The organism is Phyllobacterium zundukense, from assembly GCF_025452195.1.
In the GTDB taxonomy this organism is placed as follows: domain Bacteria; phylum Pseudomonadota; class Alphaproteobacteria; order Rhizobiales; family Rhizobiaceae; genus Phyllobacterium; species Phyllobacterium zundukense_A.
Map to the genome: position 1 here is coordinate 2,789,560 of NZ_CP104973.1, position 21,176 is coordinate 2,810,735.

Genomic DNA, 21,176 nt, shown 5'->3' on the forward strand with positions numbered 1-21,176 from the left:
CTTTTCAAGGCAACCGTCCGGTCGTCGAGTCGATTCAATGATAGAACGAACGAGTTCGACGCCGTCCTGCGGAGTTCCAAAGAGGGCCGACCAATCGAACCAAAATGCCTCCCAAACGTTGGCTTGATGTTTTGAAGGGAGGCGCAAAAATGTTCATTGTTCTAGGTGCCACCGGTCACGTTGGATCCGAGGTTGCAAACGCACTTCTCGCCGACGGCGAAAGTGTTACGGTGGTTACGCGCAGCGAAGAGAAAGCCAGGGATTGGCAAGGAAAGGGCGCAGACGCGGCGATCGTCGATGTGACCGATAGAGAAGGACTGGCTGGTGTTTTCCGGCGTGGAAAGCGAGCATTTCTGCTCAATCCCCCTGCCGCCGTCTCGACGGATACGGACGTTGAAGAGCACAAGACCGTCCAAGCTATCGTGGCTGCACTTGACGGCTCGGGACTGGAAAAGATCGTTGTCAGAATCCACCTACGGCGCGCAGCCCGGCGAACGGTGCGGCGATCTCAATGTTCTTTACGATTTCGAGCAGGCGTTGATGAAGCTGCCGATCCCGGTGACGGTTCAGCGCGCCGCCTACTACATGAGCAACTGGGATGCGATGTTGAAGCCCGCCAGCGGCGGTACTCTTCCTGCGATGTTTCCGGAAGAATTTGTGTTACCGATGGTCGCGCCTGCAGACCTTGGCAAGGCGGCCGCCCGCTTCCTGAGGGAGCCACCGGAAAAGACAGGCATTCACTATGTCGAAGGCCCCCAGCGCTACTCGATTGGCGAGGTGGCCCGTGCCTTCTCAAATGTCCTGGGAAAACCGGTCAAGGTTGCGGTGATACCTCGCGAGGAATGGGTGGGTGCTTATCGAAAGCTGGGTTTTTCCGAGGCCGGAGCCAGGTCCTACGCCCGAATGACAGGCGCCACGCTTGATGGAGCGGCGATGCCGGATCACCCGGTGCGAGGCACTACTTCGCTTCAAACTTACATAGCTGGCCTCGTTCACGGGACGCATCGTGTGGAAATGGCGTACCAGACCAAATGAATCACCTCGAGCGCGTGTCGCGCTCAGCGGTCAGGAACCGATACGGGGCATAGCGCGCTTCAGAATTCACCCGGGAAATTCTCGCGCAGTTCGCTTTGCGCCAGAGAGATGGCACTTTGCGATACGAATTCTCTTTCAACGCAGATCAATCGGAAGTGCGTAAACTTCGATTCAATCTATCTTCCTCATTTGGCATGACCCCCGGCCCATAGCCTTCTTGACGTGAGTTCAGAAGGTGTCATACTTTTATCTATAGGCATCTTTCCTGGGGGTAGTGCCATGCAACACGTAGGGGACAAGCTTACGAGCGCCGTTGCGCAGATTACACAACGTGAGAGGGGGCTATCCTCATATCTCGCTTGCCGGTGGTCTGCGTTCAAGACTGCTTCTGTATCTATCTATTGCCGGCTGGTTGACGCTTTATACTGATATTTATATTCAGTCTGAAAAAGTAGGGCCTTCCTGGCAGACGACTGCACCTGCAAAATTGCACCTCGGCTGGACGGCGATCCTTTGAGAAGGTGGTGAATGTTCGTTTCTGTCGAGAAGAATTTTATCTTCGTCCATGTTGCAAAGACCGGTGGTCAAGCGTTGAAGCGGGCGCTGCGCCCCTATGCCGTGAAGAAGGCCTCCGGCCAATGGCGGCGACTTCTGTCGCACCTGCCTGTCGCGGAAGACGTCGATATTCAGTTCGGCCCGCATGCGTCCGTGCGCTGGGCAAAGCTGAAGCTGCCACGCGCTTTCTTCGAAGGAGCCTTCAAATTCGGGCTCGTGCGCAACCCCTACGACCTTGCTGTCTCGCGCTACGCTTTCGTTCGCAGCCAGGGCAACCATCATCGCCACAAAGACGCCCAGACACAGAGTTTCGAGGATTTCCTGCGCCAGGAGCGCCGCCGCGCGTTGTGGCGCCCCCGCGATCAAAGTTCGATGCTGTGCGATTTCGACGGCAAGTTGCTGGTGGACCAGGTCTACCGCTTCGAACGGATGGAAGAGGCGTTCGCCGATATCGTGACCCGGCTGGATCTGTCCGAGTCGCCGGAGCTGACGCGCAAGAATGCCAGCGAGCGCGGTGCCTATCAGGATTATTACACGCCGGTCGAACGCAAGCTGGTCGAGCAGATATGGAAGCGTGATCTCGAGACGTTCGGCTATGAGTTCTAGCCAACCGAAAACTATAGGGCCCTGGTGACTTGCTTTTTATCATTTAGGGCTGGGGGTATTCTGCTCGCGGCTGTAAGAGTTCTCCGCCAGCCAAGATGCTGCGGCGAACAGAGCAACTATCGATACAGCAATTAAAAATTCCGTGGATGTACTGCGAATGACTGCGACGGGTTGCTGGCAGCAGATCGAGGCAGCAATGAGCAGCAGCGCCAGATAGCTGCTGCATTCGAATATCTCTTCCTTTATCTGATTGGGGACCGATCCATGCAGTATGTCGAAGATGGCACCTGCCAACAGGAGAAGGGCTGCTACATAGAACGGCCAGGCTGGCTTGCTGAACACAAAGCGAAGAATCCCTCCAACTAGCCTCCAGCGTGAAACCAGATAGACGATGGCAATGAGCGCGATAAGGATTGTCTCGTGAACGCGGTGAGCCTTGCTTTCGAGGTAGTTGGAAATCGGACCGACCTTGTCCAGCTCAAGTTCACGAAAGAAAAAGATGAAGCAGAGCATGGCCATGGTGGCGCAAAACATGCGTTCCGCGCCCGACGATATAGCTACAGCTGCTAGAAAAAGTAAAAACGTGCCTGCAAGGTAAACGAGTTGCACGATTTCGATCGGCCCTGACTCATCAAGCGAGACGGAAACGTCCGCCGGGTTAATTGTCATCCAAAAATACATCGCATTTATTGCGAGAAAGAAGAAGAGAAACAGCGCAAATCGTGGCGCAAAATGAATTCGGTTCATAATATCAATTATCCAATACTAGTCGGCTAAAAAGTTAGCCGTAATAGATGACGCCAGTTGCTGCAACCGGCACGACGAGAATTCAACGAATATTCAGGGAATTTATAGAGCAGAATCGTAGATGAATGTCTGCCAGCGCTAGCTGGAACGCCGCTCGGAATATCGGCGATAGACGCCTTTGCCTGCCTTCTTGGCGATATAGAGCGCAGCGTCACCGCACCAGAGCAGACTTTCCGGCGTATCGCCGTCACGCGGTGCCAGCGCGGCTCCGATCGTGACGCTGATGGCCACGGGCTCGGGACCGCCGAGATCGTAAGGTTGCGACACCGATCCGATAATACGGTCGGCAACGCTGGCTACTTCGTTGGATGTCGCCTGCAACAGGACAATGGCAAATTCATCGCCTCCCATGCGATAAACAACATCATTCTTGCGCAGGCATGACTGCAGGCGATCTGCTACGAGCTTTAAAAGACTATCGCCTTCGGCGCGTCCGTATTGATCGTTGAATTTCTTGAAGCCATCGAGATCAATACAAAGAATTGCAAATTGCAAACGGTCATCGAAGTCACTCTGGGCATAGGAACCACAAAGACTGTCGAGATGGTCTTCAAGTGCAGCTCTGTCGGCCAGCCCGGTCAGCTCATCCTGGCTTATAGGGAACTCATTGAATCCCTTGATCTCAATCATCTGCTTTGCATTCCTACCGTTCGCAGAACGACTCCCATCTGCAAGTATAGAATGACAGGTGCAGCCGATCTATTCAATCCCAGATTAATGGGTCCTGACCCTAACCCTACGGTTAAGGCAACTATCATAAGGTGGTGCGCGGATGCCTCATCGGGAAATTATTGGAAGCAGGATCAGCATGCGGCGTTAGTCATTCATTGACGCTGATGGAAATTTTTGCCACATCCTCTGATAATTATCGCTTCTGGTCACGGATGGGTAACCATAAAGGCCGTAAGGTCTGTACCGATCGTCAGGAGCATGTCACGCGCTTGCAAGCGCTTTGCGTTGCGAGTGCCTTGAAGAGAGCTTGTAGACCATGACGCTGAATTTTGAAGACCTGCGGATCAAGATGGTCGACAATCAGTTGCGCACGACTGATGTTACCGACAAACCCTTGCTCCAGGCCTTTCTTGACGTGCCGCGCGAGAAGTTCGTGCCGAGTTTCCGCATGCCTCTCGCCTATATCGATGATGACGTTCTTGTTTCGGCTGGCCGTTATCTGATGCAGCCTTCGCCGTTCGCCAAGATGGCGCAGCTCGCCAACATTCAGCCGGAAGATGCCGTGCTCGATATCGGATGCGCTACCGGCTATTCCTCGGCGGTGCTGTCGCGGGTCGCGCGTTCGGTCGTAGCGGTCGAATGCGATGCCGAACTTGCGGGGCAGGCGGTCTCCAATCTGGCGAGCCTCGGGTTCAAGAATGTCGTCGTGGTGAATGCGCCGCTCGAAGGCGGCTGCGCGTCCGAAGCGCCGTATGATGTAGTGCTAATTGAGGGTAGCGTTGATCACGTTCCTGCGTCATTATTTGATCAGTTGAAGAACGGGGGACGACTCGTGGTTGTTGAGGGGGCGGGAAACGCTGGAAAATCAATGATTTACGTGAAAAATGACGGAATCGTTTCGGGGCGCCGTGCATTCAATTCTGCGGTCAAAGCGCTTCCTGGCTTCGAAAAAATAGCTGAGTTCGAGTTCTGAAACCCGTTGCATATGAGACAAAAGTGCAACGGTCGGCCACTTTGTTTGCATTTTAGGAATGCCACTGTGGCCAACCCGGAAATTGATAGCTATCTAAGGCGCACTGTCGAACCGAATGGTTCGGTCGGAATATTGAGAGAATGAAGGGGTTTATAGTGTTCATAGCGGGCAAGCGATTTTTAACCGCAGCGCTGTTGTCAGCCACGGTATTAACCTCTACGCCTTCAATGGCTGAGACAATATTCGGGGCAATGGCCAAGGCCTACGAGAGAAACTCCACCGTCAATGCCGACAGGGCCGGCGTACGCGTCACCGACGAAGGTGTTGCGGTTGCAAAATCGGCATATCGTCCGACCATATCGGGAAACGCGTCCCTGCAGTCGACCTGGACCAAGCTTGATGAGGCTACCGGGCTTAGCGGGCGGCGTTCAGGGCGCAGCGACACCGGGACGTTCGGCATCAGCGTCAACCAGCTGCTGTTCGACGGGTTTACCACAAAGAACAACGTTGCTTCGGCGAAAACACAGGTGTTGGCCGCGCGCGAAAACCTGCGCAACAGTGAACAGAACACTCTGTTTCAGGCCGCACAGGCATTCATGGACGTCTACCTCACCCGTCAGATCGTCATCCTGCGGCAGAAGAACCTCGACTTCCTCGACGAACAGCTGCGCGCGGCGCGCGCGCGCTTTGATGTTGGTGAAGGAACGCGTACGGACGTTGCGCAAGCCGAGGCCTCGAAAGCTGAAGCTATCGCCACGTTAGCTGCGGCGAAATCCGACGAAAAGAATGCCGAAGCTGTCTATATTCAAATCGTCGGAGCGACGCCTGGCCGCCTTACGGCCGCGTCTATGGCATCGAAATCCCTGCCGAGATCAATGGATCAGGCATTCAGCATCGCCGCCAATAATCACCCGGCGATCCTGGCGACGCAATATGCCGTCGATGCAGCCGGATACAATGTGAAGGCGCAGGAAGGTCAGCTCCTGCCTCAGATCGGTCTTGTAGGGTCGGTTACGCGCGACGAGATTTTCTCGCCTGGCCTGAGCACCACCACCACGGATTCGACACAGGCCTCCGCCGGGATCCAGATGACAATCCCGATCTACAGCGGCGGCAGGACATCGGCGCTGGTTCGCCAGTCCAAGGAAACGTTGGGACAGCGGCGCATCGAAGTCGATGTACAGCGCGACGCCGTCCGTCAGGCGATCGCCAATGGCTACTCGACCATGGAATCGGCGAAAGCGCAGATCGTTGCGCAAAGGTCGGTGGTTGCGGCCGCGGAACTCGCCTTGAACGGCGTCATCGAAGAGCGCAAGGTGGGTCAGCGCACGACACTCGACGTGTTGAATGCGCAAGCCGATGTGCTGACCGGGCAGGTCAGCCTCGCGCAGGCCGAACGTGACAGCGTCGTGGCGAGCTACGCCGTTCTACTGGCTGTAGGGCGCCTGAACCCGGGCCAAATCGGCTTGCAGGTCGCGGAATACCGTCCTGAAGAGCATTACGAGGCTGTGAAGGATAAATGGATCGGCCTGCGCACGCCCGACGGCCGCTGATCTTCATCTGCCATTCGACCAAGAATAACATTTGCCGTCAGCTTAGCGCCTAGTGGAGCGGATTTGACATTCGCGTCCCGCGTTACATCGGTCTCTCAGGCGAATGTCAAATCCAAAGCTCCACTAGCAAGTTGAATTTGCTAGTGGTCTTTCGATTCTAACATTTGTGAGTGATTGGTATAGGCGGAATGCAAATGTTAGAATCGGACCACTAGCGGCAAATTGCTTTCAGGGGCCGTTTTCAGAAAAGTCTGTGGGTTAGCGTCAAACAATCCTCGCGGGGATTCTCAAACGCAATGCAAGCCTCTACACTGGATACAGATTCGTTGCAGCGCAATGAAACAAGATGTAGTGGGCAAAAGTATCATGGCACAATCTTCCAGCGTCGCCCGGGAACCCTCCATGGAGGAGATTCTCGCATCGATTCGCCGTATCATCGAGGAGAGTGATACGGGCCGGCCGGACGAAGGCGCGCCTCAGCCGGTCAACTCCGATGAGCGGTCACGTGCTACGGTTCCAGAGCATCAGCCTGCGGCGCAGTTGAGCGAAGAAGCCGAGTTTTCGCCGCGCGAAGGTATCGCCGTTCCGCCACCCGCAGCCCGGTCCTATGAGCCCGCATTGGGACGCCCAACGTCGCCGCAATCGAAGGTTGCCGAGCAGGTACCTGTGCGGTCAGCATCTGTGGCTCTGGCTGAACTGCAGACGAAACCAGTCGAAGATACAGTCACGCCTGCCGGAGATGTTCCGGAGGGTTTTCTGGCACCGGAAGCCACGCCGGAAGCGACGCCAGAACAGGAGTTCATTGCTGAACCTGTGGAGGTTGCGAGCGAAATCGATTTCGTTGAACCGGGCGAAGCCTCGCCCACGTCGATGGCGGCTGCGACCGAACCGCCGGTCGAAAACGTCGATGAGTCGCTCGATCTGCAGCGCGCTCTTGAGCCGATCCTGTCCGAGACCGCCGAGCGCCAGGTCAGCGCTGCGTTTGATGATCTCTCTTTCGCGGTCAGGAGTGAACAGCGGCGCTCATTCGACGAGATCGCGCAGGAACTCATGCGGCCCCTGCTGCAGGACTGGCTCGACAATAACCTGCCGACGCTGGTCGAGCGCCTCGTGCGCGAAGAGATCGAGCGCGTGGCCCGCGGCGGCAGGCGGTAAGCTGGCGCCGCGCTTGCCCTGGCTGTCTCAGCGGCCCTGGATTACCTTGAGCATATTGGGCATCAGATTGCCCTTGTAGACAGAATTGATATCTTCGCGCGTCAGTTTCCCGCTCGCCACTCCCTGTACGAGCCGCTTGCAAAAGGTTTTGGGCATGTTAGCGACCGACGTGCCCGCCAGTGTAGCGAAGGTTTGACGGCGCTCCGGCGACATGTCACCCATCATCGTCGAGCAGTTTGCGATTTCGGCCCTCTGATGGACAGGATTGTTCATAGTCGTCTGCAGTCGAGCATAGCCGTTTTCGGACATGGTACATCCCGCAAGCACGACCGATACGAGACATGATACAACCAGATTGAATGTTCTCACTAGATTCCCCCGAGACGCGCCATTGTGGCGTGGCTCATTGGTCGAGTGTCCATCGTGATTCGTCAAGCAGTTGCTCGTTGCATTCAGCACGTCAGCATTGACTTATGTCCGGCCATTGGGTTTACACCGTAGCCAATCCCCTTTTCCGCAAAATGACGGACACTTTCGCATGCTTGAGAAGACGTATGACGCCGCGGCCGTAGAGCCTGAAATTGCAAAACGCTGGGACGAGGCCGGCGCCTTCAAGGCCGGGGCCGGTTCCAAGCCAGGCGCCGAGGCATTTTCTATCGTCATACCGCCGCCGAATGTGACTGGTTCGCTGCATATGGGCCACGCACTCAACAACACGATCCAGGATATAATGGTGCGTTTCGAACGCATGCGCGGCAAGAACGTGCTTTGGCAGCCGGGCATGGACCATGCCGGCATTGCCACGCAGATGGTTGTCGAGCGACAGTTGATGGAGCGGCAACAGCCGGGCCGCCGGGAAATGGGCCGGGAAAAATTTGTCGAACGGGTGTGGGAATGGAAGTCGGAATCCGGCGGCATCATTGCCGGCCAGCTCAGGCGCCTTGGCGCATCGTGCGATTGGTCGCGTGAACGCTTCACCATGGATGAAGGCTTGTCGAAAGCCGTGCTTGAAGTTTTCGTCACGCTCTACAAGCAGGGCCTGATCTACAAGGACAAGCGACTGGTCAATTGGGATCCAAAGCTTCTGACTGCGATTTCCGATATAGAAGTCGAGTCACGCGAAATCAAAGGTCATTTATGGCATTTCCGTTATCCGCTCGAGAACGTGGCGTTCGACCCGGAAAACCCGCATACCTTTATCGTGGTCGCGACGACGCGTCCCGAAACCATGCTGGGCGATACGGGTGTCGCGGTCAATCCTGACGACGCGCGCTATCATGCTCTGGTCGGCAACAATGTAGTCCTGCCGCTGGTCGGGCGTCATATTCCGATCGTCGCCGATGATTATGCCGATCCCACAGCGGGTTCCGGCGCGGTCAAGATAACGCCGGCGCATGATTTCAACGACTTCGAGGTCGGCAAGCGCAACGATTTGCGCCAGATCAATATACTGCACACGGACGCGTCAATTTTCCTCAAGGAAAACAATGACTTTTTCGAAGATCTTGAGAAATCGAGTCTCCTCGACCAGCTCGTTCATGCGCTTGATGGCAAAGACCGGTTTGTCGCGCGCAAGCTGATCGTCAGCATGATGGACGAGCGCGGTTACCTCGAAAAAGTCGAGGATCATACGCACGCTGTTCCCCACGGGGATCGCGGCGATGTGCCGATCGAGCCCTATCTTACCGATCAATGGTATGTCAATGCGGGCGAACTCGCCAAGCCGGCAGTCGCCAGTGTGCGCGAAGGCCGTACCAATTTCGTGCCCAAAAACTGGGAAAAAACCTATTTCGAATGGATGGAAAACATCCAGCCTTGGGCTATTTCGCGGCAGCTCTGGTGGGGTCATCAAATCCCGGCATGGTACGGACCCGATGGACAGGTGTTTGTGGAACGCACGGAAGCAGCAGCGCTTGATGCTGCCGTCCAGCATTATCTGGCACATGAAGGGCCGATGAAGGCCCACGTCCAGAATCTTCTGGAAAACTTCAAGCCCGGTGAAATCCTGACCCGTGACGAGGATGTGCTCGACACCTGGTTTTCTTCGGCGCTCTGGCCGTTTTCGACACTTGGCTGGCCGGACAAAACCCCAGAACTTGCAACTTATTATCCGACAAGCGTTCTCGTCAGCGGCTTTGACATCATCTTCTTCTGGGTGGCCCGGATGATGATGATGGGCCTGCATTTCATGGAGGAGGAGCCGTTCCACACCGTCTATATGCACGCGCTGGTTCGCGACAAGAACGGCGCCAAGATGTCGAAGTCGAAAGGCAATGTCATCGACCCGCTGGAATTGATCGATGAGTACGGCGCGGATGCGCTGCGTTTCACGCTTGCCATCATGGCGGCGCAGGGACGTGATGTTAAGCTCGATCCGAGCCGCATTGCCGGTTACCGCAACTTCGGCACCAAGCTGTGGAATTCGACACGCTTTGCCGAAATGAACGGCGTTGCCCGCGATCCCTCGTTCCGTCCGGAAAATGCCAAGCTCAACGTCAATCGCTGGATCCTGACCGAACTCACCAACGCGGTGCGCGATGTCACGGATGGTATCGCCAGCTACCGCTTCAACGAGGCGGCAAGTGCGGCGTATCGCTTTGTCTGGAACCAGTTCTGCGACTGGTACATCGAACTGTTGAAGCCGGTGTTCAACGGCCAGGATGCAGAAGCCAAGGCGGAGGCGCAGGCCTGCGGGGCCCACGTGCTCGACGAGATTTACAAACTGCTGCATCCGTTCATGCCGTTCATGACCGAAGAGCTTTGGGCGTTGACGGCAGGCGAGGGCAAGAGCCGTGAGGCGTTGCTGTGCCATGCAAGCTGGCCGGAGCCGGATTTCGTCGACACCGAAGCGGCAGCTGACATCAACTGGCTGATCGATCTGGTCACCGGTATTCGTTCTGTGCGTGCAGAGATGAATGTCCCGGCATCGGCTGTTGCGCCCCTCGTCATCATCGGCGCCAATGAGGTAACGAAGGAACGCTTGCAGCGCCATGATGCCTCGATCAAATGGCGCGCGCGCGTCGAGACGATTAGCCTTGCAGACGACGCTCCAAAGGGTTCGGCGCAATTCGTTATCGGCGAGGCGACGGCTTCGCTGCCACTGGGCAGCCTGATCGATGTCAAAGCGGAAATCGCGCGCCTGACCAAAGAGTCCGGCAAGATTGCCGATGAGAGCGAGAAGATCAGCAAAAAGCTCAGCAACGAGAAATTCGTCGCCAATGCCAAACCGGAAATTGTCGAAGCGGAACGCGAACGGTTGTTGGAACTTCAGGCTGCTGCCGAGAAGATCGAAACAGCCATCCGCAGGGTTCGCGAAGCGGGATAGATGCATCAGCGCGCCGGAGCGAATCCGACGCGCCCATCAATGGGGTTTTCCCGCCTCTGAAAGACCGTGACTTCCCCAATTCAGCCCGGCAAAAGCCCCAATTCCGTCATTTTTGCCCGGCGTTGCATTTCGGCCACAAGAGCGTTTTTCGGTCCAAAATGCATCGATTTCGTCCCTAATCATTTCGGATTAGCGTGAAATTCGCCAAATTTTCGTCGCGAGCGCGCCGTTTTGCGGCTTTTTACGATTTTAGGGCGTTCGATACGCGAAACCGGTGATTTTCTGGTGATTGCGTGCGCGCCGCGATTTGTTAGGTATTACGTATTGGTAACAATTTTCCTGAACTGTGTGGGGATCAGGAAGTTTTTAAGGCTTCGGGAGGGACTTAATGTCTAGGGCTATTTCAACGATTTTGGGTGGGGCGTTGCTTTTGACAAGTGTGGCTTCAGCGCAGGCCGGGGGGCTTGAGCGCAACGGCTACAACTGGGATCTGCTTTTCGATCAGGAGCGCTTTGCTACTGAAGCCGGTGTCATCTATGTCATGCCGGATCGCAAGATCAAGAATGCCGTTGACACAGACCCGAGGGACGGCTTGGGAGCAAACGGTATCGGTGGCGGCGCCACGTCGACACACGAGACCCCGAGCTATGCGGTTCCGCGCTTCGGCGCAAAGGTTGGCCTCACGCCCGATGCGGATTGCCTTGCCTCCTACAGCCAGCCATGGGGCGTCCATACCAATCCCGGCGCGGATTGGGTCGGCGCAAACCAGAACATCGAGACCGACATCAGGAGCAATGATTACGGACTGACGTGTTCTTACAAGTTTGATGTTGGCAAGGGGCAGCTCCGTGCAATTGGTGGCGTTTCCTACCAGGAAATTTCAGGCTACAAAAACCGTCTGGTTGTGGGCCCGGCAGCCTTCGGACCGGCAGCTGCGTTGTTCGATGGTCAAGGAAAGCTTGACCTCGAAGCGGATGGCGTCGGCTGGCGCATTGGCGCTGCCTACGAAATTCCGGAAATCGCCTTCCGTGCCAGTCTCATCTACAATGCCGAGATTGATCTTGGCCAGATCAATGGCACTGTCGACCTGACCGGGCTTCCGCCGATGGCTACCGGACGCCTGGCACCCTTTGCGAACCGTATCACGGATGTTTATGGCACGGCGACGATGCCGCAATCGCTTGAATTCAAACTGCAAACCGGTATCGCGCCTGACTGGCTGGCATTCGGCTCGGTCAAATGGGTAGACTGGAGCGTTCTCAACGTCGTCTCGTTCTGCCCGACCTCGACCAAGGGCATTGTGAGTTGCGGCCCGACATCACCAGTTCTGCTGACCACACTCGATCTTATGTTCCAGGATGGCTGGACGGTCGCTGCGGGTATCGGCCACAAGTTCAACGAGAAGTGGAGCGGATCGGCTCAGCTTAGCTGGGATCGCGGTACGTCGACCGGTTTGACTACACAGACCGATACGTATCTGCTTTCCGGTGGCGTGTCTTACGCTCCCAGCAAGAATGTCGAACTGCGTCTGGGCGGTGCGGTTGGCATGCTGACAGCTGGTTCCTATGGCCCGACGTCTTGCCCCAAGACCGGCGGCTGCGGCAACGACGTGACCTATGATTTCGGCGACGATTTCGTCGGCGCGCTGTCTCTCGCAGGCAAGATCAAGTTCTAAACCAAATTGCGAAAATTGAAAAAAGCCCGGCCTAGCGCCGGGCTTTTCCATGTGCGGCCTCTTCGGAGCGATCAAATTTTGTGACGATTCAGCAACACTGTGGCGCGATGATCATCCAGGCTCCGGCGAGGACAGAATTTGCCCATTTTGCGCCACAAACCCGGAGCAACTCGAAAGGGCGGCAACCTTGGGTGGTTGGTACCATCGAGTAACGGTACAGATGTTCCGCTTGGGGAAATGATGGACACGATACTTGTTTCACAGGCAAAAACTTCAAGCCGTAAGTTGATACACGGCCCTTCCACGTTTGTTGCGTCATCACGCCATTCGTATGCTTTCGACACAAGTGTTTTCTCTTGTTCTAGCCCTACTATCGCCGGAAAGCGGTCAAATGTTCGCTCGAATGGCATGCAAGATTTGGATTTCCCTTTGCTGGTTGGCGCAATGACGCGCTCTGGCGGGATTTGGGCCCGAGCCGTTCGTATGGCGCGCGGTAACGCTGCGACACATACGGTGAGGGCAAAGGAAGACTATAGTCATGCTCATCGCTGATCGTTTTTTTGGTCCAATCGTCGGGTTTGGTCTTTTGATGAGCGCTATGACCATGCCTTGTTTTGCGTTCGATACGCAAAATGAGGTGAAGGAAGACTCCAGCCCGTTCGCACTCTTCAAGTTTGGTTTCTCTGCATATAAAAACGGCCATAAGGACGAAGCGGTCAAGGCACTGCGGTTTGCCGCTGAGAAGGGGCATCAGGGCGCCAACTGGAAGCTTGCGCGGATGTATGCTGAAGGCGACGGTGTCAAGGAAGACGATTACCAAGCCTACAAGATGTTCGAGCAGGTCGTCCATGAAGGCGCCGATCAGGGCACGGAGAACGAAAGCTACGTGGCCGATGCGCTGGTCGCGCTGGCAGGTTATGTCAAACGTGGCATCCCGAATTCGCCGATCAACTCCAACCCCAGTGCGGCGCGCGATCTTTATCTGCAGGCAGCATCGAATTTCGGCGATTCCGACGCGCAGTTCGAGCTCGGCAAGATGCTGATGAAAGGCGAGGGCGGACAACCCAGCCCCAACCAGGCTGCACGCTGGTTCCGCCTTTCGGCGCAAAAGGGCAATGCGGGTGCACAGGCCATGCTCGGCAATCTGCTGTTCCAGGCCGGCAAGACCGTGCGCGGGCTTGCCATGATGACTGCAGCTCTCGAGCATGCCAACAAGCAGGATCGCGCCTGGATCCGTGATGTGCAGGAACAGGCGTTTTCCATATCCGACGAGGCCGACCGTCGCACCGCGATGGTGCTGGCCGAGGACATCATCAAGACCGGCGATTTTTGAGGTTGGCGCCAGCGATTGGCGCCGTCGCAACAGCAAAGATTCCCGCCCGGAGCCTATTTGATTATCTGAATGCCGGCTTCTTCGAAGATCATTTTGTCGGTTCCTCGCGGGTGGACGGATTGAACGTTGACCTGTGGTACGGAGCTTACGACATCGGCCTTTGCGACAGGGAGGTCTTTTGTCAGGAATGGGTCGGTCTTGCTCGGCTTTCCGGTTTCGACGTGTCCCGCGAAACGGCGCAGAAAGAAATCTTGAGGCTTCCCATCGCTTCCCATCAATTGAACGGAGATATCGTACCACCCGTCTTTGGTATCGATCTCAATTTCACGCGGTTGATAATTCATTAAAAGCAGCTCTGAATCGGTATATGTTCCAGTAGTTGACTTGAACAACAGGTATTTGGACGAAACCTTCACTATCGTGTCATGGGGCCAAGCATACACTTCGAGGCATGAGAATGTGAGCCGTACGTTCCCATTCGGCAAATGAAGCACAGAAGCCACGATATCCGGTTCATAGTCTCTGGCAGTACGCCCTTTGAAACGGGCAAGATAACCGTTTGGTCCATAGGCGGTGATATCGTATTCATCAGTGGCAACAGCCCACGAATCAGTGATAGGGCTGCCTTTGACAACCGTGTAACGTCTTGTGCTGTAATAGTTTTTTTCTGTAATGTATTTATTCCAATAATAGATGTTGTTGTAGACGTTGAAGTGGATACCGTGATTTTCAGTGCTGAAAGTCAAATCGATTCCCTTCGATTTGACGGCGGCAGTAACGTAGAATTCATAAGGAATTGCCCGGGCCTTGCGGCTGCCATCAGGGTTAGAAGTCTTGTCATCAAACAGGGTAAGCGGATTTTCCACTTTGGGGAGATTTTTAGTGTTGTCGTTCGGCACGTTCGGCAAGAGTTTATTGCTTGCCGGGCCTCTGACCTTGAAGGCCGTCTGTTTGACAAGCCCCGTGGTTTCGTTGTCAGGATTGGCGAAATCCAGCGCTGAGGTCAAATCACCCGCGACGGCCCGCCGCCAGTCAGTGATATTGGTTTCCTGGATGCCAAAGCGTGCTTCGAGGAAGCGCAACACGGATGTGTGGTCGAAGACCTGCGAGTTTACCCATCCGCCCTTTGACCAAGGCGAGACGACGAGACATGGCACGCGTGGGCCAAAGCCGATAGGATGATCATAGCAGATCAGGGGATCGCGCCGGTATTCGAGCCTGAGGCTTTTTTTCAGAGAGGGTGATACTTTTCCGTCAGCCGGGGCAATCGGGGGCATAGGAGGTACCACGTGATCGAAGAACCCGTCATTCTCGTCATAGTTGATGATGAATACGGTCTTGCTCCAAACCTCCGGATTGGCCACGAGGGCACTCAACACCTTATTGATATAATACGCGCCATCGGTGGAGGCGTTTTTCGAAGTATGTTCCGAATAATGCTCCGGCGGAACGATCCACGTTACATTGGGTAATTTGCCCTCTTTGATGTCAGCCGCAAATTCTTTGAGGGTCCGGTTCGTCACACCGTTTCTTGTGAGACTACCCAATTTGGCGTGGTTTACGTTGGTCTTTTCTTTAGGAAGCCGTAGCCAGCCGTCCGGCACGAGGCATTTGCCCTCTTTCCAAACACAGTCCTTAACCGGGTCATTGCGGTAGGCACTGAAATATTCGAGGCTATTGTCGCCGAAATTATCGGTAGGCGAACCAGGCTGCCCTGTTCCACCTTGATAGACGCGCCAACTAATCGGCTTTGTCTTATTTTCCGGCTTCCTGTTGTATTCTTCGATCCGTTCCGGGTATGTCTTCCAGCGGCAGCCGGGACCGAATTCCGGCCCGTTTGGTCCGCTCCCAAATCCCTTCTGATAAGCGAAATGCCGGTAAGGCTCAGACGGGTCCGAAGCTGTTCCCGAGAAAAGATGAAGCCGGTTCGGATTGGTATCGCCATGTACGGACGAAAAATACTGGTCGCAGATTGTGAAGGAGTTGGCGAGGTGCCGATGGTAGCTCACATCCTTGTGCTTGAGATATCCCATGACAAGCGTATCAAGCTTGGCTTCAATCCATCGGTTATAATGTCCTTTGTTCCAGGCTCCTATTCCCGATTCCACCAGATGGCAGGTAAAACGTACGACCTCGCCGGTTTTGGCATAATCGATATGAAAGGGTGCAATGTAAGGTGTATTCGGATCCACGCCGCAACGGAGGTGAGAGGCAAGCCCCCTAATGATATTGCGGCCCAGATCATTACTATTGGGCTGGAACCACGTGGGTTTACCTGTCGATGGCAGGCGTACGGGGCGCGGATCGGTATAGCCGCGTACGCCGTTATAGGTGCCGAAATAATGGTCGAAGGAACGGTTCTCCTGCATCAGGATCACCACATGCTCGACATCCTGAATGGTTCCTGTGGCTCTGTTGGGTTCGATGGCAAGAGCTTGCTGGATGGCGGGAGGCATCATGCTTAGCCCCGCTGTGCCAGCTGCGGTTACGCCCATCATTTTCATAAATCTACGCCGGTCGACTGCACTCATAATTCCTAGGTCCTTAAAATGGTATGGGCGCCGGAGCGCTAAAAACGAAGCAACCGGAAAAAGGGGCGCGAGACTGATCAATTTGGATTTCGCGAAAGCGTTTCCACTGCATACAAAAATGCGACAGACAGGCTCTGGCGTAATTTCGCGCACAGATAGGAGCCAAAAGAACCCCGGTCAATTCACCGAAGGTCTAAAGGAAAACGTCATAAATCCGTTGCAGATCAGGCGATTGAAATTGCGACCGGCACATGATCCGAGGGCTTTTCCCAGGCACGGACATGTTTTTCGATGCTGGCGGATTCGAGCATGTTCGCCGCTTCCGGCGATAGCATCAGGTGATCGATGCGAATGCCATTGTTTTTTTGCCAGGCACCCGCCTGATAATCCCAGAATGTATAGACGTCGCCCTTGTCGGTAACGCTGCGAACCGCATCGGTGAAGCCCAGGTTTTCGAGCCGTCTGAAGGATTGGCGTGTTGCCGGCTGGAACAGGGCATCATTGACCCAGGCTTCCGGGACCTTTGCGTCGATAGGCTCGGGGATGACATTGTAGTCGCCAGCCAGAATGAGCGGTTCTTCCAGTGCCAGCCGCTCTTCCGCCCAGCGTTCCAGCCGCGCCATCCAGCCGATCTTGTACGGAAACTTCTCGGTGTTGATGGGATTGCCGTTCGGCAGATACAGTGAAACGACACGCAGGGCGCCTTTCTCGGTGGAAAATACGGCCTCTATGAAGCGCGCATGATCATCGGCGTCGTCGCCAGGGAGACCGCGATTGACCTCGTCGGGAGACTGCTTCGACAAAATGGCAACGCCGTTGAAGCCTTTCTGGCCGTTCGTCTCGACATGATAGCCCAGCGCTTCCAGCTCGAAGCGGGGAAAACCTTCATCGACGGATTTGATTTCCTGCAGGCAGACAATGTCCGGATTGGATTCCTGGAGCCATGTCGTCAGCACCTCGATGCGGGCTTTGACGCCGTTTATGTTCCAGGTAACGATTTTCATGGGTTTGCGCTCTGGTTGCAACAGCGGCAAGGTGATGTCAGACGGAGAAGCTTGTCCCGCAACCACAGGAAGAGGTCGCGTTTGGATTGCGGATCTGGAACGACTGGCCCATCAGATCGTCGACGAAATCAATCTCCGAACCGCCGATATAGGGCAGGGAAATCTGATCGATCAACACCTTGGCGCCGAGTTTCTCGATGACGATGTCATCGGCATCCTGTGCGTCAACCAGATCGTATTTGTAGGAAAAACCCGAGCAGCCGCCGCCCTCAACGGAAATGCGCAAGGCGGTCTTTTCCGGATCTGACTGCAGAATCGCCGAGATGCGCTTTGCCGCGGCATCGGAGACGAAAACACTTAGGACTTCGGTCATTCTTTACGGTTCCTTCGCGGATTGCTCCGCCACGCTCAACAAAGCATTGACATTGTAATGTCACGCCTTGCCGTTCATCATACACCATAGCTAAGAATTGGCGACTGTGAAGTCAACGTCGCGAGTGGATGGCTTATAAGATGTGCGTGGTTCGACAAGCTCACCATGAGGGAGGTTGGTGCAGGGAAGCCAGGACCTGCAATGTTGGCGATTGTCATTGCAGCAACCAACCTCCCTCATGGTGAGCTTGTCGAACCACGCACATGGTCATGCAATCCGGCCCTAAGCGGGAACAAAGGAACAGTCGAATATGTCGATGCAGGGTATCGGTTTCGGTTACAGGGAGAGGGCACCATACGCCTCTGATCCCGAGAAAAGCCGTGGACGGCTTGTGCCCGAAAGCGAAAGCCCGACACGCACGGTGTTTCAACGTGATCGCGACCGTATCATCCACTCGACGGCGTTTCGGCGGCTGAAGCACAAGACGCAAGTTTTCATCGCACACGAGGGCGATCACTACCGCACGCGGCTGACGCATACGATCGAAGTGGCGCAGATCGCCCGGGCGCTGGCGCGTTCCATGCGGCTCGACGAGGATCTCGCCGAAGCAATCGCCCTGGTGCACGATTTCGGCCACACGCCGTTTGGTCATACGGGTGAGGATGCGCTCAACGACAAGATGCGCGACTTCGGCGGTTTTGATCACAACGCGCAATCCCTGCGCATCGTAACAAATCTCGAAAAGCGTTACGCCGAGTTTGACGGGCTGAATCTGACCTGGGAAACGCTGGAGGGACTGGTCAAGCACAACGGTCCGCTGACCGATGCTCTTGGCAAAGGGCTGAAGCACCCGGTGCCCGCTGCAATCCTCGAATATAATGCGCAGCATGATCTCGAACTTTCCCGCTTTGCCTCGCTGGAAGCGCAATGTGCGGCAATTGCCGACGACATTGCCTATAACGCTCATGATATCGATGACGGGTTGCGCTCAGGCCTGCTTACGCTCGACGCACTCGATGCCGTGCCGATAATTGGCGATATCCTGCGTGCAGTCCGGCAGAAATATCCAACTCTCGATGATGTACGTACGTCGCATGAGATTGTCCGGAGGCAGATCACAATCATGGTCGAAGACGTGATACGTGCGGCGCAGGCCGATCTGAACACATTAAAGCCTCAGACGCTCAGCGATATTCATGATGCAGGACGAACGCTAATAGGATTTTCCGTACCTCTGCGTGATCAGGAGAAGATGCTCAAGGCGTTTCTCTACGAGAACCTTTATTTCCACGAGAGCGTTATGCGGGTGCGCAAATCCGCCGACCGAATTGTGAGAGAGCTGTTCGACGCCTATCTTGCTGATGAGCAATGCATGCCCGAAGGGTGGCGCGACGGCCGGACAAAGGGCGATTTGACCTCACGCGCAAGGCTGGTAGCGGATTTTCTGGCGGGCATGACCGATACTTATGCTGTGCGCGAACACCGACGGTTGTTTGACCATACGCCCGAATTGGCCTAGAGACGCGTTTGCAAATCCACCCTGATGGACATCTGATGCGACTTTTTGCGCTTCCGGTGCTCATGGACGAAAATGTCCACTGCGCTCCGGTTCTCGAAAATCACATCACCTGTCTGATCAAGCTGAATTTTCAAAGGTCTCTAACGCAATTCGGCCAACGGCCGTTGATTTTTCTATGAACCCCGAATGAGTATGACGTCATGAACATCTTCGCCGATTTCGACGCGCGGATTAAGAACGCCCTGCAAGCGCTTGATTTAAAAACCACAGATGGTGCTGCGGTGGATCTGTCTCGCGTCGGCGTCGAGCCGCCGCGCGATCCCAGCCATGGCGATATCGCGACGAATGCTGCAATGGTGCTCTCCAAGGCAGTTGGCCAAAACCCGCGCGAACTTGCTGTCAGAATCGGAGATGCGCTGAAGAGTGATCCCGACGTGGGTTCCGTCGATGTGGCGGGCCCCGGTTTCATCAATCTGCGGCTAAAGGATGTATATTGGCATCGGCAACTTGCCGTAATGCTGGGCGCCGGGCTCGATTATGGCCGGTCAAAGCTCGGCTACGGCCATCGGGTCAATGTCGAATATGTGTCGGCCAATCCGACCGGCCCCATGCATGTCGGTCATTGCCGGGGTGCGGTAGTTGGCGATGCGCTGGCCAACCTGCTCAAATTTGCAGGTTATGACGTTGCCAAGGAATATTACATCAATGATGCCGGCGCGCAGATCGATGTGCTGGCAAGCTCTGTGATGCTGCGGTATCGCGAGGCGCTCGGAGAGCAGATCGGCGATATTCCTGCGGGGCTCTATCCTGGCGATTATCTCGTGCCCGTGGGGCAGGCGCTCGCCGCCGATCATGGGACGAAACTACTCGAAATGCCGGAGGACGAAGCTCTCGCCATCGTCAAGGACCGGACGATCGATGCGATGATGGCCATGATCCGCGATGATCTCGCCTCGCTCAACGTCCATCATGACGTGTTCTTCTCCGAGCGGACGCTGCATGCCAGCAACGCCAAGCTGATCCGGTCTGCTATCAACGACCTGACGCTCAAGGGGCATGTGTACAAGGGCAAGCTGCCGCCGCCAAAGGGCCAATTGCCGGAAGACTGGGAAGATCGGGAGCAAACGCTGTTCCGGTCAACCGATGTTGGCGACGATATCGATCGGCCATTGGTCAAGTCGGACGGCCAGTTCACTTATTTCGCAGCCGACGTTGCCTATTTCAAGGACAAGTACGACCGGCACTTCGACGAAATGATCTATGTGCTTGGCGCGGATCACGGCGGTTACGTCAAGCGGCTGGAGTCTCTGGCGCGTGCCGTCTCCGGCGGTACGGCGAAGCTCACCGTTCTGATCTGCCAGTTGGTCAAGCTATACCGGAACGGCGAACCCGTGCGGATGTCGAAGCGCTCCGGCGAATTCGTCACCTTGCGTGATGTGGTGGAAGAAGTGGGCCGCGATCCCGTCCGGTTCATGATGCTATACCGGAAGAACGACGCCCCGCTCGATTTCGACTTCGCCAAAGTCACCGAACATTCCAAGGACAATCCTGTTTTCTATGTTCAGTATGCTTCGGCCAGATGCCATTCGGTTTTCCGCCAGGCGATGGAACAACTGGGGATTGGCGAAATCCAGTTGGCGGCGAGTTCACAGCACTTCGATTTGCTGACGGATGAAAGCGAAATCGCGCTTATCCGCAAGCTTGCCGAATACCCGCGATTGATCGAAACAGCGGCTTTGCATCAGGAACCGCACAGGCTTGCTTTCTACCTCTACGATCTCGCGAGTTCGCTGCATACGCAGTGGAATAAGGGAACCGAAAACCCGGACTTACGTTTTATTAAGGTTAACGATCCAAACTTGTCCCAAGCCAGGCTGGGGCTGGTGCAGGTTGTTTCGAAGGTCTTGACGTCCGGATTGTCAATAATAGGTGCGGACGCCCCGACCGAAATGCGTTAGTAAACGCTGAAAAGCGTAGCAATCCTGTCAACTTTTGCCCACATTGCGCTGGTAGGGCCAATGCGGTGGCGATTTCGGTCGTCCCACAGTTGAGAGTACAGG

Annotated in this window: 16 protein-coding genes and 1 pseudogene; 11 read left to right on the forward strand and 6 right to left on the reverse strand. The window is 55.4% G+C overall.

Annotated features, from left to right (window positions below):
- Positions 1–149: 149 nt before the first annotated feature.
- The 3 genes and pseudogenes from N8E88_RS31600 to N8E88_RS26075 form a co-directional block, all read left to right on the forward strand.
- Positions 150–419: pseudogene (locus N8E88_RS31600) on the forward strand (SDR family oxidoreductase); the annotation flags it as partial.
- Positions 420–459: 40 nt separating this feature from the next.
- Positions 460–1,035 carry an NmrA family NAD(P)-binding protein gene (locus N8E88_RS26070; RefSeq protein ID WP_315975261.1) on the forward strand — a complete coding sequence of 192 codons (576 nt, stop codon included), beginning with the start codon at positions 460–462 and terminating at the stop codon, positions 1,033–1,035.
- A 528-nt stretch (positions 1,036–1,563) separates the two neighbouring features.
- A complete protein-coding gene (locus tag N8E88_RS26075; protein ID WP_262293121.1) occupies positions 1,564–2,196 on the forward strand; it encodes a sulfotransferase family 2 domain-containing protein in 633 nt (210 codons plus the stop codon).
- Between the two features lie 39 nt (positions 2,197–2,235).
- Here N8E88_RS26075 and N8E88_RS26080 read toward each other — a convergent pair whose 3' ends face one another.
- Both N8E88_RS26080 and N8E88_RS26085 read right to left on the reverse strand, forming a co-directional pair.
- Entirely contained in the window at positions 2,236–2,943 is a 708-nt protein-coding gene (locus N8E88_RS26080) for a hypothetical protein (protein WP_262293122.1), read from the reverse strand.
- A 138-nt stretch (positions 2,944–3,081) separates the two neighbouring features.
- Positions 3,082–3,633 carry a GGDEF domain-containing protein gene (locus N8E88_RS26085; protein WP_262293123.1) on the reverse strand — a complete coding sequence of 184 codons (552 nt, stop codon included), beginning with the start codon at positions 3,631–3,633 and terminating at the stop codon, positions 3,082–3,084.
- Between the two features lie 358 nt (positions 3,634–3,991).
- On the opposite strand from N8E88_RS26085, the gene N8E88_RS26090 reads away from it, so the two are divergent.
- The 3 genes from N8E88_RS26090 to N8E88_RS26100 all read left to right on the forward strand — a co-directional run bounded on the left by N8E88_RS26090 (position 3,992) and on the right by N8E88_RS26100 (position 7,356).
- A complete protein-coding gene (locus tag N8E88_RS26090; RefSeq protein WP_262293124.1) occupies positions 3,992–4,648 on the forward strand; it encodes a protein-L-isoaspartate O-methyltransferase family protein in 657 nt (218 codons plus the stop codon).
- A gap of 140 nt (positions 4,649–4,788) precedes the next feature.
- Positions 4,789–6,201, forward strand: a complete 1,413-nt coding sequence (locus N8E88_RS26095) for a TolC family outer membrane protein (protein WP_262293125.1) — start codon at positions 4,789–4,791, stop codon at positions 6,199–6,201.
- Positions 6,202–6,567: 366 nt separating this feature from the next.
- A complete protein-coding gene (locus N8E88_RS26100) occupies positions 6,568–7,356 on the forward strand; it encodes a PopZ family protein (protein ID WP_262293126.1) in 789 nt (262 codons plus the stop codon).
- 27 nt (positions 7,357–7,383) lie between these two features.
- Here the strand turns inward: N8E88_RS26100 and N8E88_RS26105 are convergent, their stop codons facing one another.
- Positions 7,384–7,725 carry a hypothetical protein gene (locus N8E88_RS26105; RefSeq protein WP_262293127.1) on the reverse strand — a complete coding sequence of 114 codons (342 nt, stop codon included), beginning with the start codon at positions 7,723–7,725 and terminating at the stop codon, positions 7,384–7,386.
- 169 nt (positions 7,726–7,894) lie between these two features.
- Here N8E88_RS26105 and N8E88_RS26110 point away from each other — a divergent pair, with 169 nt between their 5' ends.
- The 3 genes from N8E88_RS26110 to N8E88_RS26120 all read left to right on the forward strand — a co-directional run bounded on the left by N8E88_RS26110 (position 7,895) and on the right by N8E88_RS26120 (position 13,689).
- Positions 7,895–10,681, forward strand: coding sequence for a valine--tRNA ligase (locus tag N8E88_RS26110; RefSeq protein WP_262293128.1), 2,787 nt, complete (start codon positions 7,895–7,897; stop codon positions 10,679–10,681).
- Between the two features lie 388 nt (positions 10,682–11,069).
- Positions 11,070–12,356 carry an OmpP1/FadL family transporter gene (locus N8E88_RS26115; protein ID WP_262293129.1) on the forward strand — a complete coding sequence of 429 codons (1,287 nt, stop codon included), beginning with the start codon at positions 11,070–11,072 and terminating at the stop codon, positions 12,354–12,356.
- A 538-nt stretch (positions 12,357–12,894) separates the two neighbouring features.
- Positions 12,895–13,689, forward strand: a complete 795-nt coding sequence (locus N8E88_RS26120; RefSeq protein ID WP_410010618.1) for a tetratricopeptide repeat protein — start codon at positions 12,895–12,897, stop codon at positions 13,687–13,689.
- A gap of 53 nt (positions 13,690–13,742) precedes the next feature.
- On the opposite strand, the gene N8E88_RS26125 is transcribed toward N8E88_RS26120, so the two are convergent.
- From N8E88_RS26125 to erpA, 3 genes are all read right to left on the reverse strand, one after another.
- On the reverse strand, positions 13,743–16,220 hold the full coding sequence (locus N8E88_RS26125; RefSeq protein ID WP_262293130.1) for a phosphocholine-specific phospholipase C: 2,478 nt from the start codon (positions 16,218–16,220) through the stop codon (positions 13,743–13,745).
- Positions 16,221–16,444: 224 nt separating this feature from the next.
- Positions 16,445–17,224, reverse strand: coding sequence for an exodeoxyribonuclease III (xth, locus tag N8E88_RS26130; protein ID WP_262293131.1), 780 nt, complete (start codon positions 17,222–17,224; stop codon positions 16,445–16,447).
- A 37-nt stretch (positions 17,225–17,261) separates the two neighbouring features.
- Positions 17,262–17,597: an iron-sulfur cluster insertion protein ErpA gene (gene erpA, locus N8E88_RS26135; RefSeq protein ID WP_262293132.1), complete on the reverse strand. Its 336-nt coding sequence runs from the start codon at positions 17,595–17,597 to the stop codon at positions 17,262–17,264.
- 310 nt (positions 17,598–17,907) lie between these two features.
- On the opposite strand from erpA, the gene N8E88_RS26140 reads away from it, so the two are divergent.
- Both N8E88_RS26140 and argS read left to right on the forward strand, forming a co-directional pair.
- Positions 17,908–19,116 (forward strand): deoxyguanosinetriphosphate triphosphohydrolase, encoded by a 1,209-nt coding sequence (locus N8E88_RS26140; RefSeq protein WP_262293133.1) that lies wholly within the window; start codon positions 17,908–17,910, stop codon positions 19,114–19,116.
- A gap of 200 nt (positions 19,117–19,316) precedes the next feature.
- Positions 19,317–21,074 carry an arginine--tRNA ligase gene (gene argS / locus N8E88_RS26145; protein ID WP_262293134.1) on the forward strand — a complete coding sequence of 586 codons (1,758 nt, stop codon included), beginning with the start codon at positions 19,317–19,319 and terminating at the stop codon, positions 21,072–21,074.
- Positions 21,075–21,176: the final 102 nt, after the last annotated feature.

What these genes read in the sequence shown, in the direction of transcription:
- N8E88_RS26115 (WP_262293129.1), top strand. Translation starts at nt 11,070, where the DNA reads ATGTCTAGGGCTATTTCAACGATTTTGGGTGGGGCGTTGCTTTTGACA.
- N8E88_RS26140 (WP_262293133.1), top strand. Translation starts at nt 17,908, where the DNA reads ATGTCGATGCAGGGTATCGGTTTCGGTTACAGGGAGAGGGCACCATAC.
- N8E88_RS26110 (WP_262293128.1), top strand. Translation starts at nt 7,895, where the DNA reads ATGCTTGAGAAGACGTATGACGCCGCGGCCGTAGAGCCTGAAATTGCA.
- erpA (WP_262293132.1), bottom strand. Translation starts at nt 17,597, where the DNA reads ATGACCGAAGTCCTAAGTGTTTTCGTCTCCGATGCCGCGGCAAAGCGC.
- N8E88_RS26080 (WP_262293122.1), bottom strand. Translation starts at nt 2,943, where the DNA reads ATGAACCGAATTCATTTTGCGCCACGATTTGCGCTGTTTCTCTTCTTC.
- N8E88_RS26085 (WP_262293123.1), bottom strand. Translation starts at nt 3,633, where the DNA reads ATGATTGAGATCAAGGGATTCAATGAGTTCCCTATAAGCCAGGATGAG.
- xth (WP_262293131.1), bottom strand. Translation starts at nt 17,224, where the DNA reads ATGAAAATCGTTACCTGGAACATAAACGGCGTCAAAGCCCGCATCGAG.
- N8E88_RS26095 (WP_262293125.1), top strand. Translation starts at nt 4,789, where the DNA reads ATGAAGGGGTTTATAGTGTTCATAGCGGGCAAGCGATTTTTAACCGCA.
- N8E88_RS26120 (WP_410010618.1), top strand. Translation starts at nt 12,895, where the DNA reads ATGCTCATCGCTGATCGTTTTTTTGGTCCAATCGTCGGGTTTGGTCTT.
- argS (WP_262293134.1), top strand. Translation starts at nt 19,317, where the DNA reads ATGAACATCTTCGCCGATTTCGACGCGCGGATTAAGAACGCCCTGCAA.
- N8E88_RS26100 (WP_262293126.1), top strand. Translation starts at nt 6,568, where the DNA reads ATGGCACAATCTTCCAGCGTCGCCCGGGAACCCTCCATGGAGGAGATT.
- N8E88_RS26090 (WP_262293124.1), top strand. Translation starts at nt 3,992, where the DNA reads ATGACGCTGAATTTTGAAGACCTGCGGATCAAGATGGTCGACAATCAG.
- N8E88_RS26075 (WP_262293121.1), top strand. Translation starts at nt 1,564, where the DNA reads ATGTTCGTTTCTGTCGAGAAGAATTTTATCTTCGTCCATGTTGCAAAG.
- N8E88_RS26125 (WP_262293130.1), bottom strand. Translation starts at nt 16,220, where the DNA reads ATGAGTGCAGTCGACCGGCGTAGATTTATGAAAATGATGGGCGTAACC.